Raw genomic sequence first — 19,604 nt, 5'->3', positions numbered from 1 at the left:
AGCCGTCTCTGCACAGCTTGATGGCTGAATGTTGATCGAATCAATATTGACAGGAAAAGAGTCAAGCATGGACAGTCTGATCAAGTCAGGGAGGACAACATGGCCATCAACAGGACCGCCCCGCCCCTCATCGACGCTCCGCGCGGTCTCGCCGGCGTCGTCGTCGCCGAGACCCGCATCGGTGACGTCCGGGGAACCGAGGGCTTCTACCACTACCGCCAGTACTCGGCCGTCGAACTCGCCCGGACCCGCGGCTTCGAGGACGTCTGGCACCTCCTGGTCCACGGGGAACTGCCGGACGCGCGGCGCGGCGCCGCGTTCGCCGCCGAGACCGCGGCGCTGCGGAGACTCCCCGGGGACGTGCGCGCGGCGCTGCCGGTCATCGCCGCGGCCGGCCGGGTCTCCGGCCCGCTGGCCGGGCTGCGCACCGCCCTGTCGCTGCTGGGCGCGGCACGGGGACTGCGTCCGGTCTACGACATCGACGCGGGCCGGCGCCGGGACGACACCGTGGCCGTCTGCGCCGTCGTGCCCACGCTGCTCACCGCACTGCACCGGCTCGGGCAGGGCCTCGATCCGGTCGAGCCGCGCGAGGACCTCTCCCACGCGGCCAACTACCTGTACATGTTGACGGGTTCGGAACCGGATCCGCGCCGGGCGCGTGCGGTCGAGCAATACCTCATCTCCACCATTGATCACGGATTCAATGCGTCAACCTTCACGGCGCGGGTCATCGCGTCCACGGGGGCCGACGTCGCGGCCTGCCTGGCCGGCGCGGTCGGCGCACTGTCCGGACCGCTGCACGGGGGCGCTCCCAGCCGGGCCCTCGACACCCTGGACGCGATCGGCACGCCGGACCGGATCGATCCCTGGATCCGGGAACGCGTGCTCGCCGGGGACCGGATCATGGGCTTCGGGCACGCCGTCTACCGCACCGAGGACCCCCGTTCGCGGATGCTGCGGGAGACGGCCCAGGCCTTCGGCGGTCCGCGCGTGGACTTCGCCATGGAGGTCGAGCGCCGGGTCGAGGCGATACTCGCCGAACTGAAGCCCGGCCGCGAACTCCACACGAACGTGGAGTTCTACGCCGGTGTGGTCATGGAACTGTGCGGTCTGCCCCGGGAGATGTTCACTCCCACCTTCGCGGCCGCACGGGTGGTGGGCTGGAGCGCCAACATCCTGGAGCAGGCGGCCGACCCCAAGATCATTCGCCCCGTGGCCCGCTATGTGGGGCCCGAGCCGCCGGTCGCGGTACCCGTTACCGGGTGACGGCTCGTGCCACGGCGTGGTCCCTCGCGGGGATTACGGCGATCACGGGGATCACGGGGTTCCGGGGGACCTGGGCGGCCCAGGGGGATGCGGGCCGCGTGGCGGTGGCCGGAGCAGCGCGGCACCGGCCGCTCTTATGCTGGTCGTGTAGTCGATCCCCCGCCCCTGCGCCGGGCCCGAGCCGGCCGGCGCCGCGGAGGGGGATCCGTGTGGAACCGCAGGAAAGAGGCCGTTCGTTGGGGAGCAGCAGTCCGCAGCAGATCCCGGTCGTCGTGCTCGCCGGATTCCTGGGCTCCGGGAAGACCACGCTCCTCAACCACCTGCTGCACCGCAGCGGAGGCAGCCGTATCGGGGCGATCGTCAACGACTTCGGGGCCATCGAGATCGACGCGATGGCCGTGGCCGGCGCGCTCGGCGACTCCACCGTCTCGCTCGGCAACGGCTGCCTGTGCTGCGCCGTGGACCCCGGCGAACTGGACGTCTACCTGGACCGGCTCGCGGCGCCCGCCGTCGGCGTCGACGTGATCGTCATCGAGGCGAGCGGGCTCGCCGAACCGCAGGAACTCGTGCGCATGGTGCTCGCCAGCGAGCATCCCGGCATCGTCTACGGAGGGCTGATCGAGGTCGTCGACGCCGCCGAGTTCGACGAGACGCGCGCGAAACACCCCGAGATCGACCGGCACCTCGGCCTCGCCGACCTGGTCGTCGTCAACAAGCTCGACCGCGCGGACGGCCCCGACCGCATCATGGGGCTCGTCCGCTCGCTCACCGACCGCGCCGCCGTCGTCCCCGCCACCTACGGCCGCATCGACCCGGAGTTCCTCTTCGACTGCAGGCCGAGCGAGGAGCGCATCGGCCAGCTTTCCTTCGACGACCTGCACGACCACACGGCGCATGACGACACGGCACAAGCGCCCACGGAGCACGGCCCCACCGGCCACCTGCACACCGGCTACGACAGCCTGGCCTTCACCTCCGGCGTGCCGATGGAGCCCCGGCGGCTCATGCGGTTCCTGGACAGCCGGCCCGACGGTCTGTACCGGATCAAGGGGTACGTCGACTTCGGGCCGTACGACCCGGCCAACCGGTACGCGGTGCACGCCGTCGGCCGGTTCCTGCGCTTCTACCCGGAGCCCTGGACACCTGCCGACGCCCGCCTCACCCAGCTGGTCCTGATCGGCGCCGGCATCGACGCCGACACCCTCGGCAAGGAGCTGAGGGCGTGCGAGAACGGCGCCCCGCACACCGACGAGCACGGCATGTGGGGCGTCCTGCGCTACGTACAGGGGCCGCAGGAGGCGCCGGACGAGGTGGGCGACCCGGACGAGGTGCACGAGGTGGATGAGGCGGACCTGGAGGATCCGCCCGCCTGGACCACCGGCGAGGACACCGCCTGGAGCACCGCCCGGCGCACCACCTGAAACACCGGTCCGGCCAGGTCACCACCTGAGACCGCGATCAGGGCACCGGCCAGGTCACCGCCTGGAGCACCGCCCCGCCCACCGGCCAGGTCACACCTGAAACACCGCTCCGGCCAGGTCACCACCTGAGACCCCGATCAGGGCACCGGCCAGGTCACCCTGGACCACCGATCAGGACACCGCCTAGAGCACACCCGGTCCACCGGCCAGGTGGCTGCCCGGACCGGCGGCCACGGCACGCCCGGGCCACCGGCCCGGGGACCGGCTAGAGCACCGGCCCCGCGACCACCGCCACCGTCTTGGCCAGCGAGGTGCCCGAGCCGTCCCGGCGGGGGTCCGGCTCCGGCAGCTCGACCGGCGTGCCGTTCTTCTGCGCCGCGTGCGCGGGGACCGGGCCGGCCCAGCCGAGCGACAGGCAGTCCTCGCCCTTCAGGAACCGCTGGCAGCGCACGCCGCCGGTGGCCCGGCCCTTGCGCGGATACTGGTCGAACGGGGTCAGCTTGGCCGTCGTCTGCACCGAGTCGTCCAGCGTGCCGCGCGAGCCCGCCACCGTGAACACCACGGCGTCGACGGCCGGGTCGACCGCCGTGAAGCAGATGACCTTCGCGCCCTCGGCGAGCTTGACGCCCGCCATACCGCCCGCCGGACGGCCCTGCGGGCGCACGATGGAGGCCTGGAAGCGCAGCAGTTGCGCGTCGTCCGTGATGAACACCAGGTCCTCCTCGCCGGTGCGCAGCTCCACCGCGCCGACGATCCGGTCGCCGTCCCTGAGGGTGATGACCTCCAGCTCGTCCTTGTTGGACGGATAGTCGGGCACCACACGCTTCACGACACCCTGCTCGGTGCCGAGGGCCAGGCCCGGGGAGGACTCGTCCAGCGTGGTCAGGCAGACCACGCTCTCGTCGCCCTCCAGGGAGACGAACTCCGCCAGCGGCGCACCGCCGGAGAGGTTCGGCGCGCCCGTCGCCTCGGGCAGCTGCGGCAGGTCGACCACGTTGATCCGCAGCAGCCGGCCCGCCGAGGTCACCGCGCCGATCTCACCACGCGCCGTCGCCGGGACCGCCGAGACGATCACGTCGTGCTTGACCCGCTTCGCGCGGGCCGCCTCCGGGAAGGGCTCGGCGGTCGCCGTACGGGCCAGCAGACCCGTCGAGGACAGCAGCACCCGGCACGGGTCGTCGGCGACCTGCAGCGGCACGGTGGCCACCGGGACGCCCGCGGACTCCAGCAGGACCGAACGCCGGTCGGTGCCGAACTTCTTGGCCACCGCGGCCAGTTCGGCCGAGACCAGCTTGCGCAGCTCCGTGTCCGAGTCCAGGATCCGGGTCAGCTCCGCGATCTCCGCGGTGAGCTTCTCCCGCTCCGCCTCCAGCTCGATGCGGTCGTACCTGGTGAGCCGGCGCAGCGGCGTGTCGAGGATGTACTGCGTCTGCACCTCGCTGAGCGAGAACCGCTCCATCAGGCGCTCCTTGGCCTGCGCGGAGTTCTCGCTGGACCGGATCACCCGGATGACCTCGTCGATGTCGACCAGCGCGGTGAGCAGGCCCTCGACCAGGTGCAGCCGGTCCCGCTTCTTGCCGCGGCGGAACTCGCTGCGGCGCCGGACCACGTCGAAGCGGTGGTCGAGATAGACCTCCAGCAGCTCCTTCAGGCCCAGGGTGAGCGGCTGGCCGTCCACCAGGGCGACGTTGTTGATGCCGAAGGACTCCTCCAGCGGCGTCAGCTTGTACAGCTGCTCCAGGATCGCCTCGGGCACGAAGCCGTTCTTGACCTCGATGACCAGGCGCAGGCCGTGCTCGCGGTCCGTGAGGTCCTTGACGTCGGCGATGCCCTGGACCTTCTTCGCGTTGACCAGGTCCTTGATCTTCGCGATGACCTTCTCGGGGCCGACCGCGAACGGCAGCTCGGTGATCACCAGGCCCTTGCGGCGGGCGGTCACGGTCTCGACCGAGACCGTCGCGCGGATCTTGAAGGTGCCGCGGCCCGTCGCGTACGCGTCCCGGATGCCGTCCAGGCCGACGATCCGGCCGCCGGTGGGCAGGTCCGGGCCCGGGACGTGCTTCATCAGCGCGTCCAGGTCGGCGTTGGGGAACCGGATCAGATGGCGGGCGGCGGAGATCACCTCGCGCAGGTTGTGCGGCGGCATGTTCGTCGCCATGCCGACCGCGATGCCCGAGGAGCCGTTGACCAGGAGGTTGGGGAAGGCGGCGGGCAGCGCGACCGGCTCCCGCTCCTGTCCGTCGTAGTTGGGCGTGAAGTCGACCGTGTCCTCTTCGATCGACTCGGTCATCAGGCTCGTCGCCTCGGCCATCCGGCACTCGGTGTACCGCATGGCGGCCGGCGGGTCGTCGTTGCCCAGCGAGCCGAAGTTGCCGTGGCCGTCGACGAGCGGCACGCGCATGGAGAAGGGCTGGGCCATGCGCACCAGGGCGTCGTAGATCGACGCGTCGCCGTGCGGGTGCAGCTTGCCCATGACCTCGCCGACGACGCGGGCGCACTTCACATAGCCGCGCTCGGGGCGCAGCCCCATATCGCTCATCTGGTAGACGATCCGGCGATGCACCGGCTTGAGGCCGTCGCGGGCGTCCGGCAGGGCGCGCGAGTAGATGACCGAGTACGCGTACTCGAGGTAGGAGCCACGCATCTCGTCCACGACGTCGATGTCGAGGATCCTCTCCTCGAACGAATCGTCGGGTGGCGGGGTCTTCGTGCTGCGGCGGGCCATCGCTGCCGGCTCCTCCTGATCTGGTCGCGCACCGAGGGGGCGCGCACCCCCCGGGTTCGCTCTTGCTGAAGCGATTGACGGATCTGTCGCGAACCATTGTGGACCGCGGCACTGACAACGCGGGCCGCGACCCGGTCTCCGCGGGCCCGCCCGGTGCCGGAGAGGCGGCCGGAGACGGGTCGGACGCAGGCTACGCGATCCGCTGTGGGCGTACGTCCCCCGGGAACTTCGCCGACGTCCCGCACGCTTTGCATACAGTGGCAGGAACGGCAGGAAAACCGCGGTTTCGACGACCGCCTCCGCTCGCGAAGGGACGTACATGCCCATGGGTCACACGACCACGGCCGAGGCAGGCTCCGGGGGCCTGAAAGCGACCGAGCACCGGCTGGCCAACGGTCTGCGCGTGGTGCTCTCCGAGGATCACCTGACCCCGGTGGCGGCGGTCTGCCTCTGGTACGACGTCGGCTCGCGCCACGAAGTCAAGGGGCGTACCGGCCTGGCTCACCTTTTCGAGCACCTGATGTTCCAGGGCTCGGCGCAGGTCACGGGCAACGGCCACTTCGAGCTGGTGCAGGGCGCCGGTGGTTCGCTCAACGGCACCACCAGCTTCGAGCGGACCAACTACTTCGAGACCATGCCGGCCCACCAGCTCGAGCTCGCGCTCTGGCTCGAGGCCGACCGCATGGGCTCGCTGCTCGCCGCCCTGGACGACGAGTCCATGGAGAACCAGCGGGACGTCGTCAAGAACGAGCGCCGCCAGCGCTACGACAACGTTCCCTACGGCACCGCCTTCGAGAAGCTGACCGCCCTGTCGTACCCGGAGGGCCACCCCTACCACCACACGCCGATCGGCTCGATGGCGGACCTGGACGCGGCCACCCTGGAGGACGCCCGCGCGTTCTTCCGCACCTACTACGCGCCGAACAACGCGGTGCTGTCCGTGGTCGGCGACATCGACCCGGAGCAGACCCTCGCCTGGGTCGAGAAGTACTTCGGCTCCATCGAGTCCCACGACGGCAAGCCCGCCCCGCGCGACGGTTCCCTGCCGGAGGTCATCGGCGAGCAGCTGCGCGAGGTCGTCGTCGAGGAGGTCCCGGCGCGCGCCCTGATGGCCGCCTACCGGCTCCCGCACGACGGCACGCGCGAGGCGGACGCCGCCGACCTCGCCCTGACCGTCCTCGGCGGCGGCGAGTCCTCCCGCCTGTACAACCGCCTGGTGCGCCGCGACCGTACGGCCGTCGCGGCCGGCTTCGGGCTGCTGCGCCTGGCCGGCGCGCCCTCGATGGGCTGGCTGGACGTGAAGACCTCCGGCGACGTGGAGGTGCCGGTCATCGAGGCCGCCATCGACGAGGAGCTGGCCCGGTTCGCCGAGGAGGGCCCCACGCCCGAGGAGATGGAGCGGGCCCAGGCGCAGTTGGAGCGCGAGTGGCTGGACCGGCTCGGCACGGTCGCCGGCCGCGCGGACGAACTGTGCAGGTACGCCGTCCTGTTCGGGGACCCGCAGCTCGCGCTGACCGCCGTCAAGCGCGTCCTCGAGGTGACCCCCGAGGAGGTCCGCGCGGTCGCCCAGGCCCGCCTGCGCCCCGACAACCGCGCGGTCCTCGTCTACGAGCCGAAGTCCCCGGAAGCCGTCGAGGACACCGGGATCCCGGAGGACCCGGAGCGGGAAGCGACCGTAGAGGCCGGCAACGAGAACGAGGAGACGGCCAAGTGACCGAGCTCGCCACCATGGAGTTCCACCCCCAGCCGCAGGCCGGCGAGGCCAAGCCGTGGGCGTTCCCGGCGCCCGAGCGCGGCACGCTGGGCAACGGCCTGACGGTGCTGCGCTGCCACCGCCCCGGGCAGCAGGTCGTCGCCGTCGAGGTGCTGCTCGACGCGCCCCTGGACGCCGAGCCGGTCGGCCTCGACGGCGTCGCCACGATCATGGCGCGGGCCTTCTCCGAGGGCACCGACCAGCACTCCGCCGAGGACTTCGCCGCCGAGCTGGAGCGCGCCGGCGCCACGCTGGACGCGCACGCCGACCACCCCGGTGTCCGGCTCAGCCTGGAGGTCCCGGCCTCCCGCCTGGCCAAGGGTCTCGGCCTGCTCGCCGACGCCCTGCGCGCCCCGGCGTTCGCCGAGAGCGAGGTCGAGCGGCTGGTCCGCAACCGCCTGGACGAGATCCCGCACGAGCTGGCCAGCCCCGCCCGCCGGGCCGCCAAGGAGCTCTCCAAGGAGCTGTTCCCGGCGACCTCGCGCATGTCCCGCCCGCGCCAGGGCACCGAGGAGACGGTCGAGAAGATCGACGCGGCCTCCGTGCGCGCCTTCTACGACCGGCACGTCCGCCCCGCGACGGCCACCGCGGTCGTCGTCGGCGATCTCACCGGGATCGACCTGGACGAGCTGCTCGGGGGCACCCTGGGCGCGTGGACCGGTACCCCCGGCGAGCCGCGGCCGGTGCCGCCGGTGACGGCCGACGACACCGGCCGCGTGATCATCGTGGACCGGCCCGGCGCCGTGCAGACGCAGCTGCTCATCGGCCGGATCGGCCCGGACCGGCACGACCGCGTCTGGCCGGCCCAGGTGCTCGGCACCTACTGCCTCGGCGGCACCCTCACCTCCCGCCTGGACCGCGTCCTGCGCGAGGAGAAGGGCTACACCTACGGCGTGCGCGCCTTCGGCCAGGTCATGAGGTCGGCCCCGGACGGCACGGGCGCCTCGATGCTCGCCATCAGCGGCTCGGTGGACACCCCCAACACCGGTCCTGCGCTGGACGACCTGTGGAAGGTGCTGCGCACCCTCGCGGCGGAGGGTCTGACCGACGCCGAGCGGGACGTCGCCGTACAGAACCTGGTCGGGGTGGCACCGCTGAAGTACGAGACCGCGGCCGCGGTGGCGAGCACCCTGGCCGACCAGGTCGAGCAGCACCTGCCCGACGACTTCCAGGCGACGATGTACCAGCGGCTGGCCGCGACGGGCACGGTGGAGGCCACCGCGGCCGCCGTCAACGCCTTCCCGGTGGACCGGCTGGTGACCGTCCTCGTCGGTGACGCCTCCCAGATCAAGGCTCCGGTCGAGGCACTGGGCATCGGCGAAGTCACCGTCGTCGCCGCCGAGTAGCCGTCGCGCCGAGCAGCGGCACGCGCGCGTGGGGCCCTGACGGCCTACAGGCCGTCAGGGCCCCACGCCGTTCCACTCCCTTCCCCGGATGCCCGATTGGGGCGGAGGTTTCCTGTCTGCCCTGTGGGATGCGCTACAAAAGCCCGGATCCGTTTGAGGATTGAAAGCAGGCATCCGTACGGTCATGCGGGCTGTTCGTCAGGCAGTGCGCCGCACCCGCGGCACCGGACAGTCATCGCCGAGTCCCCGTACGGCGCGAGCCAGGGGAGCCGGGGACCCACGTCCCTGGGGTGAATCGGACGCCCGCGCGAGAGCGAGGGGGCCCGTAGGAGACCTTCCTGCTCCGAACCCGTCAGCTAACCCGGTAGGCGAGAGGGAAGGAAAGGACCAGCCACTTCATGGCGTTCATGTGCGCCACCGGGAAGCATCGCAAGCCCGGCCGGGTCAAGCGCACCACCGCTCAGGCGGCCGGTATCGCGGCCCTCACCACCACCGGTGTCATCGGCACCCTCGCCGCCTCCCCGGCACTCGCCGCCGAGAACTCCGTGGAGCAGACCGGCCTCACGCCCGTCCTCACGGTGAGCGACGGCGTGGCCGAGCGGATCGACGCGCAGGCGGACGCCCAGCGGCAGGCCGCCGAGCAGAAGGCGGCCGAGCAGGCCGCGGCCAAGGCGGCCGCCGAGCGGGTGAAGCTGGAGCGCGTGGCCAAGGAACGCGCGGCCCGCGAGGCCGAGCGCAAGCGGCTGAACGCCTTCGTCGCCCCGATCGCGCACTCCTACGTCTCCACGGGCTACCAGGCCAGCAGTTCGTTGTGGTCCTCCGGCTCGCACACCGGCATCGACTTCCACGCGGCCAGCGGCACCACCGTCCACGCGGTCGGCTCCGGCACCGTCGAAACCGTCGGCTGGGGCGGCGCGTACGGCAACCAGATCGTGATCCGGATGGCCGACGGCACGTACACCCAGTACGGTCACCTGTCGTCCATCGGGGTCACCGTGGGCCAGAAGGTCGTACCGGGCCAGCAGATCGGCCTGTCCGGCGCGACCGGCAACACCACCGGCCCGCACCTCCACTTCGAGGCCCGCACGAGCCCCGACTACGGCTCCGACATCGACCCCGTCGCCTACCTCCGCAAGCACGGCGTGAACGTCTGACGCCTCGGCGAGCACGGCGGCGACGTCCGACCCCTCCGCGGGCACGGCCTCGGCGTGGCGTCCGACGCGCCCGCCGCACGGGATCCGAAGCCTCGCACGGCACCCGAAGCCCCGGCTCACCGAGCCGGGGCTTTCGCCGTTCTCCGCGGGGTCCCGCCGTTCTCCGCAGGGTCCTGCTGGTCCCCCCCAGGGCCAAAAAATATCCATGAATTCCGGCCCGCCGTCGGAAATTCCCGCGTATTGGAATAGAGTCGCGGAACACGCGTCCATCGTCGACGTTTCACGGGAATTAAGGCGGAGGTCGGGCATGCGTATTCCGGCGCACTCGGTGTGCACGGCGATCAGGGACGACATCGTCGCCGGTGTCCACGAGCGCGGCGGCCGCCTCACCGAGGAAGTCCTGGCCCGCCGCTACGGCGTCTCGCGCGTCCCCGTCCGTGAGGCCCTGCGCACCCTGGAGGCGGAGGGGTTCGTGGTGACCCGCCGGCACGCGGGCGCGTGCGTGGCCGAGCCCACCGAGGAGGAGGCCGCCGACCTGCTGGAGATGCGCGTGCTCCTGGAGCCGCTCGGCGCCGGCCGGGCCGCGCAGCGGCGGACGGAGGCCCACCTCAAGGTGCTGCGAGGCCTGGTCAGGCTCGGCCAGGAGCGGGCCAGGAGTGGTGGCAGCGAGGATCTGCGCTCGCTGGGCGGCTGGTTCCACGAGACGCTCGCGCAGGCCTCCGGCAGCCCCTCGCTGACCTCGACGCTCACCCAGCTGCGCCACAAGATCGCCTGGATGTACGCGGTGGAGGCGCTGCCGAGCCCCCAGGAGGCCTGGGCGGAGCACGGCGCGATCGTGGACGCGGTGGCGCGCGGCGACGGTGAACGCGCGCGGGCGGTCACGGCGCTGCACGCCGAGCGCTCGGCGGCCGCACACCGGCTTCGGTTCTCCGGCGGCGCGGAGCGTGTGAGGACTTCGCAACATGCCGTAAACGTGCCGGGGCGGCGGCATTAACACGCAGGCCGTATACAAAGAAGAGCAATTCCGTGGCGACGCTTTTTCCGGCGACCTCATTCCGGCGTGCCGTAATTCACGCGGGAGGCGAAAGCCGCTCGATGAAGCAATAGCAGACTGACCGCTGACCGCTGACCGCTGACCGCTGACCGCTGACCGTGGACCGTGAGCGCGGGCTGTGGAGCGCGGGCGTTGACCGTGCCGGGCGAACCGTCGAGCGCAGGCGCCGCCCGGACCGTCGGGTGCAGGCGGCGCGCGAATCGGCAGGCGGTGGCCCGGACCGTCGAGCGCAGACGGCGAAGCCGCGCCGCCCCCGGAGGGGCGACGCGGCTCGGGCCCGTGCGCGCGGGGCGCGCTCAGACGGTCTCGGGCAGCTCTTCCAGGCCCTCGGCGACCAGCTTGGCCAGCCGGTCGAGGGCGGCGTCCGCGCCCTCGGCGTCGGACGCGAGGACGATCTCCTCGCCACCCTGGGCGCCCAGGCCCAGGACGGCCAGCATGGAGGCCGCGTTGACGGGGTTGCCCCCGACCTTGGCGATCGTCACCGGGACGCCTGCGGCCGTGGCGGCTCGGACGAAGATGGAGGCGGGACGGGCGTGGAGGCCCTCGGCCCAGCCGACGTTGACGCGGCGCTCAGCCATGTGTTGCTGCCCTTCAGTCTTCAGGTTGTCTAGACCAGTTTCCCATACGGTGAAGCATGCCCGGAGCGGGCCTTCGCCCCCTCCGGTGCGACGCCGGACCGCGGCCTCGGTCCGGGGTGTCGTCCTCCACAGACTGCCTCGCGCCGTTGTCATACGCGAGCCGTACTCTGGGGCCCATGCAGACCCCGGCGGACCGGCAGGACCGGCACGAGTACCCCGCCCACTGGGAGGCGGACGTGGTACTGCGCGACGGTGGCACCGCGCGTATCCGGCCCATCACCGTCGATGACGCCGACCGCCTGGTCAGTTTCTACGAGCAGGTCTCGGACGAGTCGAAGTACTACCGCTTCTTCGCGCCGTACCCCAGGCTCTCCGCCAAGGACGTCCACCGCTTCACGCACCACGACTTCGTGGACCGGGTGGGACTCGCGGCCACCGTCGGCGGCGAGTTCATCGCCACCGTACGCTACGACCGCATCGGTGCCGGCGGGATGCCCGCCTCCGCGCCCGCCGACGAGGCCGAGGTCGCCTTCCTGGTGCAGGACGGCCACCAGGGCCGCGGGGTCGCCTCCGCCCTGCTGGAGCACATCGCGGCGGTCGCGCGCGAGCGAGGGATACGCCGCTTCGCCGCCGAGGTGCTGCCCGCCAACACCAAGATGATCAAGGTGTTCACGGACGCCGGTTACACCCAGAAACGCAGCTTCGAGGACGGTGTCGTACGCCTGGAGTTCGGCCTCGAACCGACCGACCGCTCCCTCGCCGTGCAGCGTGCGCGCGAGCAGCGCGCCGAGGGCCGCTCGGTGCGGCGCCTCCTCGTGCCCGGCTCCGTGGCGGTCGTAGGCGTCGGCCGCGCCCCCGGCGGGGTGGGCCGCAGCATCCTCGGCAACATCAGGGCGGCCGGTTACGCGGGCGCCCTGCACGCCGTGAACAGGGCCTTCCCCGAGGACCTCGAGGAGGTCGACGGGGTGCCGGCGTACCGCTCGGTGCGGGAGATCGACGGACATGTGGACCTCGCCGTCGTGGCCGTACCCGCCGAGCACGTGCCCGCGGTGGTCGCCGAGTGCGGCGAGCACGGCGTCCAGGGACTCGTCGTGCTCTCCGCCGGGTACGCCGAGAGCGGCGCCGAGGGGCGGGAGCGGCAGCGGGCCCTGGTCCGGGCCGCGCGCGCGTACGGCATGCGGCTCATCGGCCCGAACGCCTTCGGGGTCATCAACACCGCCCCGGACGTCCGGCTCAACGCCTCCCTCGCCCCGGAGATGCCCCGCCCCGGGCGCATCGGGCTGTTCGCCCAGTCCGGTGCCATCGGCATCGCGCTGCTGTCCCGGCTGCACCGGCGCGGCGGAGGAGTCACCGGGGTCACGGGCGTCTCCACCTTCGTCTCCGCCGGCAACCGCGCCGACGTCTCCGGCAACGACGTCCTGCAGTACTGGTACGACGACCCCGAGACCGACGTCGTCCTCATGTACCTGGAGTCCATCGGCAACCCGCGCAAGTTCACCCGGCTCGCCCGGCGGACGGCGGCGGCCAAGCCGCTGGTCGTGGTGCAGGGCACGGGGGCCGCGCCGCAGGGCCACGCCGTGCGCGCGACGCGGCTGCCGCACGCGACCGTGTCCGCGCTGCTCCGGCAGGCCGGGGTGATCCGGGTCGACACCATCACCGAACTGGTCGACGCCGGCCTGCTGCTCGCCCGGCAGCCGCTGCCCGCCGGGCCGCGCGTGGCCATCGTCGGCAACTCGGAGTCGCTGGGCGTGCTGACGTACGACCGCTGTCTCGCGGAGGGGCTGCGTCCCTCGCGACCGCTGGACCTGACGACCGCGGCGACGGCGGGGGACTTCCACCGGGCGCTCGCCGCCGCGCTGGCCGACGACACGAACGACGCCGTCGTCGTCACGGCCATCCCCGCGATCGGCGAGGGGTCACCGGGGGACGCGGAGCTGGCGGAGGCGTTGCGCTCGGCCGCGGCGGCGGTCCCCGGCAAGCCGGTGCTGGTGGTGCACGTGGAGCTCGGAGGGCTCGCGGAGGCGCTGTCGGCCGCGGCCAGCACCGCCCCCCAGGCCACCGGCAGGACACCCGTCCCCGGAAACACCACCACCCACCCACTCCGCCCCACGGACCCACCGCGCTCCGCGGAACACCCACCCACCATGGGACCGACGCCCGGGAACCGCGCCTCGGCCGGGGGAGCGGTGCCCGGGGACGGCCTTTCGGCGGGGGGAGCGGTGCCCGGGAACGGCGTTTCGGCCGGGGGACCCACGCCCGGGAACGGCGCCTCGGCCGGGGGAGCGGTGCCCGGGGACGCCGCATCCGGCCGGAGAGCGGTGCCCGGGGACGGCAGGCCCGTGGGAGAGCCGGCGGCCGGGGACCACTCGCCCACCGGGGGAGTGGTGGCCGGGGACGGCGGACCGCTCCCGGGAGCGGACAGGGACGGCGGGCCGGGCGTGCCGGCGGCCGCCGGGAGCGGCGGGTCTGTGGCGGGTGCGGCGGGCGGGAGCGGCGGGTCCGTGGCGGGTGCGGCGGGCGGGAGCGGCGCACCGGACGTCGCGGCCGCTTCGTCCCCGGTCGAAGGTGCCCGGCTCATTCCGGCCTACCCCGCCGCCGAGCGCGCGGTACGGGCCCTCGCCGAAGCCGTGAAGTACGCGCAGTGGCGGCGCGAGGCCGTCGACCCCGGGAAGGTGCCGGAGTACGACGACGTCGACGAGAAGGGTGCCGCACGGCTGATCGGCGAGCTGCTCGCACGCGACGAGGGGCTCACCATCTCCGACGCGGAGACCTGCGAGTTGCTCGGCAGGTACGGCGTGCACGTGCGCCGCGCGTTCCCCGCGCCCACCCCGGACGCCGCCGCCGAGGCCGCCCGCACCCTCGGCTACCCGGTGGTCCTCAAGGCCACCGCCCCGCACCTGCGGCACCGCGCCGACCTCGGCGGCGTCCGGCTCGACCTCGCGGACGAGGAGCAACTGCGCCGCGCGTACACCGAGTTGACCGAGCTGTTCGGCAAGCCGGAGGAACTGCGGCCGGTGGTGCAGGGCATGGCGCCCCGAGGGGTCGACACCGTCGTGCGCGCGGTGATCGACCCGGCGGCGGGTGCCGTGCTGTCCTTCGGCCTGGCCGGTGCCGCCTCCCAGTTGCTCGGCGACATGGCACACCGGCTGATCCCGGTCACCGACCGCGAGGCGACCTCGCTCGTGCGGTCGATCCGCACGGCGCCGCTGCTGTTCGGCTGGCGTGGCTCCACCCCCGTCGACACCCCCGCGCTGGAGGAGCTGCTGCTGCGCGTCTCCCGGCTCGTGGACGATCACCCGGAGGTCGTCGCGGTGACCCTGGAGCCGGTCGTCGTCGCCCCGCGCGGCGTGAGCGTCCTCGGCGCCACCGTCCGGCTCGCCCCGCCACCCGCCCGCGACGACCTCGGCCCGCGCACGCTGCCGGCCTACTGACTGGCCCGGACCGCCCTTGCCCACGGATTAGGATGGACGCCATGGCCAAGACCAGTACGACGACCCAGGGGCTGCGCGCGGCGATCGAGCGCAGCGGCTACTACCCGGCCCTCGTGGCCGAGGCGGTGGAGGCCGCCGTGGGCGGCGAGCCCGTCCGGTCGTACCTGGTCCACCAGGAGACGACGTTCGATCAGAACGAGGTGCGCCGGCACGTCACCGTGCTGGTCCTCACCGGCAACCGCTTCATCGTCAGCCACACCGACGAGCAGGCAGCCGACAGCACCTCCCCGACGCCGTACGCCACCACCTCCACCGAGTCCGTGAAGCTCGGCCGGATCTCCTCCGTCGTGGTCAGCCGCGTGGTCGCGAACCCGGAGCAGTACACGCCGGGCACGCTGCCGCGTGAGGTCGTGCTGACCATCGGCTGGGGCGCGGTCAGCCGCCTCGACCTGGAGCCCGCCGCCTGCGGCGACCCGAACTGCGACGCCGACCACGGCTACACCGGCAGCTCCACGGCGGACGACCTCAGCCTGCGTGTCAGCGAGGCCGGGGACGGCCCGGAGACGGTGCGCCAGACGCTCGCCTTCGCGCAGGCCGTCTCGGAAGCGACCGCGGACCTCACGCGCTGATGTCCCAGCTCTCCGCCTGGGACCACCCGGAACCGCTCGCCCTGGACACCGCGCCACTGCCCGAGTACGGCAGCGGCTCCCTGGCCGATCTCCTGCCCACCCTGGCCGCCGGCATGGGCGTCCCCGGTCTGACCGCGACGATCGGGGAACTGACCCCGGCCGACCGGGTCTGCGTCTTCCTCGTCGACGGGCTCGGCTGGGAGCAGCTGCGGGCGCACCCCGACGAGGCGCCGTTCCTCAACTCCCTGCTCGGCAGCTCCCGCGGCGGCACCGGCCGGCCGCTGACCGCCGGCTATCCGGCGACCACCGCGACCTCCCTCGCCTCCGTCGGCACCGGCCTGCCGCCGGGCGCCCACGGCCTGCCCGGGTACACCGTGCGCAATCCGGCCACCGGCGAGCTGATGAACCAGCTCCGCTGGCAGCCGTGGACCCCGCCGCACCCCTGGCAGCCGTACCCCACCGTCTTCCAGCTGGCCCACGAGGCCGGTGTGCACGCCGCCCAGGTGTCGTCGCCGACGTTCGCGCAGACCCCGCTCACCAAGGTCGCCCTCAGCGGCGGCGCCTTCCACGGCCGGCTGACCGGCGAGGAGCGGATGGATCTCGCGGCCGCGCAACTGGCCGCCGGGGACCGCTCCCTGGTGTACACGTACTACGCGGAACTGGACGGCGCCGGGCACCGCTACGGCGTCGCCTCCGACACCTGGCGCGGCCAGCTCATGTACGTCGACCGGCTCGCCCAGCGCCTCGCCGAGCAACTGCCGCCGCGCAGCGCGCTCTACGTCACCGCCGATCACGGCATGGTCGACATCCCGTTCGACGAGGATCACCGCATCGACTTCGACACGGACTGGGAGCTGCGCGCCGGGGTCGCCCTGCTGGGCGGCGAGGGGCGGGCGCGGCACGTGTACGCGGTGCCGGGCGCGCAGAACGACGTGCTGACCGTCTGGCGCGAGGTGCTCGGGGAGCAGTTCTGGGTGGCCTCGCGGGACGAGGCGATCGAGGCCGGCTGGTTCGGCCCGCACGTCGACGAGCGGGTGTACGCGCGGCTCGGGGACGTGCTCGCGGCCGCGCACGACGACGTCCTGATCACCGCGTCCGAGCGGGAACCCAAGGAGTCGGCGCTGGTCGGCAACCACGGTTCGATGACCCCCGCCGAGCAGCTCGTGCCGCTGCTCGAAGTACGCTCCTGAACCGCCCCGCCCGCACGCCGATCCGCCGAACGACTCGCCGAAAGGTGCTCAACCCCTCATGCCCGAGCTGGTGTTCTTCTCCGGAACGATGGACTGCGGGAAGTCGACGCTGGCTCTGCAGATCGAGCACAACCGCTCCGCGCGCGGCCTCGTCGGAATGATCTTCACGCGGAACGACCGTGCCGGCGAGGGCAAGCTGTCCTCCCGGCTCGGCCTGGTCACGGACGCCGTGGAGGTCGCGGAGGCCCAGGACCTGTACGCCTACCTGGTCGACCACCTCTCGCAGGGCCGCCGGGCGGACTACGTGATCGCCGACGAGGCGCAGTTCCTCGCGCCCGCGCAGATCGACCAGCTCGCGCGCGTGGTGGACGATCTCGGGCTCGACGTGTACGCCTTCGGTATCACCACGGACTTCCGCTCCAAGCTGTTCCCCGGCTCGCAGCGGCTGGTGGAGCTGGCCGACCGCGTCGAGGTGCTGCAGGTGGAGGCGCTGTGCTGGTGCGGCGCCCGTGCCACGCACAACGCCCGCACCATAGACGGCGAGATGGTGGTCGAGGGCGCCCAGGTGGTCGTCGGTGACGTCAACCATTCCGCGGGCGAGGTCGGCTACGAGGTGCTGTGCCGCCGCCACCACCGGCGCCGGATGACCGCCGCCTCGGCCCGCGCGGCGGCCCTGTCCCCGGACGTCCTGCCCGTGTCACCGGCCTGAGAACCCGCACCCGGCGGCACAACCCGACGGCACACCGGGGCCGACGGCACCTCCGCACCGCGACGGGCGCAGCCGCGCCCCGACGGCACCTCCGCGCCCCGACGGCACCTTCGCGCCCCGGGACTGCCCTCGCACCCCGGGACTGCCCCGCGCCCGGGGCTGCCCCCGCCCCCGGGACTGCCTCCGCGCCCCGGCACTGCCCCCGCACTCCGGTTCCCCCGCCGGGCGTCCCGCCGGAGTCGGCGTCCCGCCGGAGCGGCGGCGGGGTGCTCAGCTCGGGTCCTGGACCACCGAGAACTCGGCACCCTCCGGGTCCGCCACTCTCGCCACCCTGCCGTGCGGGCTGTCGTGGGCCGGCCGCAGCACGCGGCCGCCGAGATCGACCACCTGCCGCAGCGTCGCGTCGGCGTCGGTGACCTCGAAGTACGTCTGCCAGTGCGAGCCCCGGTCCGGGGGCAGCGCATGGCCCACGCCGTGCAGGCCGGCCACCGGGCGACCGCCGAGGTGCAGTGTCACGTAGTCGAGACCGGCGGCGACCACGGGTTCCCGCTCGTAGCCGAACACGGTGGCGTAGAACTTGGCGACGCTCTCGGTCTCGTAGGTGAGCAGTTCGTTCCACACCGGTGTGCCGGGCACGCCGGTGATCGTCGTGCCGAGATGAGCGGTCCCCTGCCAGATCCCGAACACCGCCCCGGAGGGGTCCGAGGCGATGGCCAGCCGCCCGGCCTCGGCCGCGTCGATCGGGCCCACCGCCACCGTGCCGCCGGACAGCCGTACCGCGTCGGCCGTCCGGTCCACGTCGTTCGTCGCGAGGTACGGCGTCCAGGCGATCGGCAGCCGGGGGTCCGGCGGCAGCTGGCCCATGCCGGCCACCTCCCGCCCGTCGAGCAGGGCCCGCACATACGGGCCGAGCTGCTGCGGGCCAGGCCGGAACTCCCAGCCGAACAGCTCGGCGTAGAACTCCTCGGTGGCGGCCAGTTCGTGCACCATCAGACTCACCCAGCAGGGCTCGCCGGGCGCGCGCTGCGCGTTCGGACCGGCCGATTCCCGTGCCTCGGTCATCGATCACTCTCTCCCCGGCCCCTCGCGGTGGCCGTGTCGCTTCCGCTCTCCGCAGGGGTGTCCACGCCGACCGCGTGCACGCCCGTGCCGGTCCCGCATCCTCCACGGTGCCGGCCGCCCCGCCGCGCCGCGGCCCACCGGTCCCTCCGGGAGAAGGCCGGAACCGCCATGGTTCGCCGCTTCCCTACGACGGCCGGCGGGTGCCCGCCGGCTGTACAGCACGTGCTCGATCACGTACGCGGCGTGATCGAGCCTGTCCGGCCGAGCAGAGTAGCCGTACCTGGACGCGGCGGCCACCCCTGGCGTATGGATGGACGCCATGAGAGCCATCATCACCGCGACCGAACTCGCCCACGAGCTGACCGGTTCGAACCCGCCCCTGCTGCTGGACGTCCGCTGGCAGCTGAGCCTGGCGAAGGCGGCGGGCGCGCCCGACTTCGACGGACGGGCCGCCCATGCGGCCGGGCACATCCCCGGTGCGGTCTTCGTCGACCTGGACCGCGAGCTGGCCGGCACGCCGGGGCCGAACGGCCGCCATCCCCTGCCGGACGTCGCGGAGTTCGGCGCGGCGATGCGCCGCGCGGGCGTGTCGGCGGACCGGCCGGTCGTCGTGTACGACGGCGGCCAGGGCTGGGCGGCCGCGCGCGCGTGGTGGCTGCTGCGCTGGACGGGTCACCCGGACGTGCGGGTCCTGGACGGCGGGTTGCCGTCCTGGGAGGGCGAGCTGTCCACCGACGTCACGGCTGTGGCCGAGGGCGACTTCACGCCGGTACCCGGTGCCGCGGGCCGGTTGGACGCGGACGGGGCGGCGGAGCTGGCCCGTACGGGCGTCCTGCTGGACGCCCGCGCGGGGGAGCGGTACCGGGGTGAGGTGGAGCCGATCGATCCGGTCGGCGGGCACATTCCGGGTGCGTTGTCGGCGCCGACGACGGAGAACGTGGGTCCCGACGGCCGCTTCCTGCCCGCGGCCGAGCTGCAGGACCGCTTCAAGGCGCTGGGCGTGCGTGCGGACACCGAAGTGGGCGTGTACTGCGGCTCCGGTGTGTCCGCCGCCCACGAGGTGCTGGCGCTGGCGGTGGCGGGCATTCCGGCGGCGCTGTACGTCGGTTCCTGGTCCGAGTGGTCCGCGGACCCGTCCCGCCCGGTGGCGGTCGGCGCGGATCCGCAGTAGCGGCACGCGAGAGGGGGGGCCGCGCGCGGGGCCCCCCCACCGCCAGCGCGTAGCCGCCCCGGAATCCAGCAGATAGGAAAAGCGGAGGGTGGGGGTAGAGTGTGTTTAGATAAGT

Annotated in this window: 14 protein-coding genes and 1 riboswitch; of the genes, 11 read left to right on the top strand and 3 right to left on the bottom strand. The window is 73.0% G+C overall.

Going from position 1 to position 19,604, the window contains the following annotated elements; genetic code table 11:
• The first annotated feature begins 99 nt into the window (after positions 1 to 99).
• The gene (locus tag ABVB68_RS21330) at positions 100 to 1,266 is read left to right on the top strand and encodes a citrate synthase/methylcitrate synthase (protein WP_353602687.1); all 1,167 of its coding nucleotides are present in this window, start codon (positions 100 to 102) and stop codon (positions 1,264 to 1,266) included.
• Positions 1,267 to 1,502: 236 nt separating this feature from the next.
• Positions 1,503 to 2,687 (top strand): CobW family GTP-binding protein, encoded by a 1,185-nt coding sequence (locus tag ABVB68_RS21325; protein ID WP_353602686.1) that lies wholly within the window; start codon positions 1,503 to 1,505, stop codon positions 2,685 to 2,687.
• Between the two features lie 265 nt (positions 2,688 to 2,952).
• On the opposite strand, the gene ABVB68_RS21320 is transcribed toward ABVB68_RS21325, so the two are convergent.
• The gene (locus tag ABVB68_RS21320; RefSeq protein WP_353602685.1) at positions 2,953 to 5,412 is read right to left on the bottom strand and encodes a DNA gyrase/topoisomerase IV subunit A; all 2,460 of its coding nucleotides are present in this window, start codon (positions 5,410 to 5,412) and stop codon (positions 2,953 to 2,955) included.
• A gap of 319 nt (positions 5,413 to 5,731) precedes the next feature.
• Between ABVB68_RS21320 and ABVB68_RS21315 the strand changes: the two genes are divergently transcribed.
• From ABVB68_RS21315 to ABVB68_RS21300, 4 genes are all read left to right on the top strand, one after another.
• A complete protein-coding gene (locus ABVB68_RS21315; RefSeq protein ID WP_353602684.1) occupies positions 5,732 to 7,126 on the top strand; it encodes a M16 family metallopeptidase in 1,395 nt (464 codons plus the stop codon).
• Positions 7,123 to 8,511 carry a M16 family metallopeptidase gene (locus ABVB68_RS21310; protein ID WP_353602683.1) on the top strand — a complete coding sequence of 463 codons (1,389 nt, stop codon included), beginning with the start codon at positions 7,123 to 7,125 and terminating at the stop codon, positions 8,509 to 8,511. Before ABVB68_RS21315 ends, ABVB68_RS21310 begins: the two co-directional genes overlap by 4 nt.
• 226 nt (positions 8,512 to 8,737) lie before the next feature.
• A riboswitch (cyclic di-AMP (ydaO/yuaA leader) is annotated at positions 8,738 to 8,897 on the top strand.
• A 12-nt stretch (positions 8,898 to 8,909) separates the two neighbouring features.
• Positions 8,910 to 9,665 carry a M23 family metallopeptidase gene (locus tag ABVB68_RS21305; protein WP_353602682.1) on the top strand — a complete coding sequence of 252 codons (756 nt, stop codon included), beginning with the start codon at positions 8,910 to 8,912 and terminating at the stop codon, positions 9,663 to 9,665.
• 307 nt (positions 9,666 to 9,972) lie between these two features.
• Entirely contained in the window at positions 9,973 to 10,659 is a 687-nt protein-coding gene (locus tag ABVB68_RS21300) for a GntR family transcriptional regulator (RefSeq protein WP_353602681.1), read from the top strand.
• Positions 10,660 to 11,015: 356 nt separating this feature from the next.
• Here ABVB68_RS21300 and ABVB68_RS21295 read toward each other — a convergent pair whose 3' ends face one another.
• A complete protein-coding gene (locus tag ABVB68_RS21295; protein WP_353602680.1) occupies positions 11,016 to 11,297 on the bottom strand; it encodes an HPr family phosphocarrier protein in 282 nt (93 codons plus the stop codon).
• A 176-nt stretch (positions 11,298 to 11,473) separates the two neighbouring features.
• Between ABVB68_RS21295 and ABVB68_RS21290 the strand changes: the two genes are divergently transcribed.
• The 4 genes from ABVB68_RS21290 to ABVB68_RS21275 are packed head-to-tail and all read left to right on the top strand — an operon-like array spanning position 11,474 to position 17,256.
• Positions 11,474 to 14,728 carry a bifunctional acetate--CoA ligase family protein/GNAT family N-acetyltransferase gene (locus tag ABVB68_RS21290; protein WP_353602679.1) on the top strand — a complete coding sequence of 1,085 codons (3,255 nt, stop codon included), beginning with the start codon at positions 11,474 to 11,476 and terminating at the stop codon, positions 14,726 to 14,728.
• 41 nt (positions 14,729 to 14,769) lie between these two features.
• Positions 14,770 to 15,357, top strand: coding sequence for a DUF5998 family protein (locus ABVB68_RS21285; RefSeq protein ID WP_353602678.1), 588 nt, complete (start codon positions 14,770 to 14,772; stop codon positions 15,355 to 15,357).
• On the top strand, positions 15,357 to 16,547 hold the full coding sequence (locus ABVB68_RS21280) for an alkaline phosphatase family protein (RefSeq protein WP_353602677.1): 1,191 nt from the start codon (positions 15,357 to 15,359) through the stop codon (positions 16,545 to 16,547). The genes ABVB68_RS21285 and ABVB68_RS21280 overlap by 1 nt, the downstream gene beginning before the upstream one ends.
• Before the next feature lie 58 nt (positions 16,548 to 16,605).
• Positions 16,606 to 17,256: a thymidine kinase gene (locus ABVB68_RS21275; RefSeq protein WP_353602676.1), complete on the top strand. Its 651-nt coding sequence runs from the start codon at positions 16,606 to 16,608 to the stop codon at positions 17,254 to 17,256.
• Positions 17,257 to 17,526: 270 nt separating this feature from the next.
• Here ABVB68_RS21275 and ABVB68_RS21270 read toward each other — a convergent pair whose 3' ends face one another.
• Positions 17,527 to 18,318, bottom strand: a complete 792-nt coding sequence (locus ABVB68_RS21270; protein ID WP_353602675.1) for a VOC family protein — start codon at positions 18,316 to 18,318, stop codon at positions 17,527 to 17,529.
• Positions 18,319 to 18,637: 319 nt separating this feature from the next.
• Here ABVB68_RS21270 and ABVB68_RS21265 point away from each other — a divergent pair, with 319 nt between their 5' ends.
• The gene (locus ABVB68_RS21265) at positions 18,638 to 19,489 is read left to right on the top strand and encodes a sulfurtransferase (protein ID WP_353602674.1); all 852 of its coding nucleotides are present in this window, start codon (positions 18,638 to 18,640) and stop codon (positions 19,487 to 19,489) included.
• Positions 19,490 to 19,604 lie beyond the last annotated feature (115 nt).

The sequence above is a fragment of the Streptomyces sp. NPDC096012 genome (genome assembly GCF_040426375.1).
In the GTDB taxonomy this organism is placed as follows: domain Bacteria; phylum Actinomycetota; class Actinomycetes; order Streptomycetales; family Streptomycetaceae; genus Streptomyces.
This window is presented reverse-complemented; position numbering and strand designations above follow the sequence as displayed.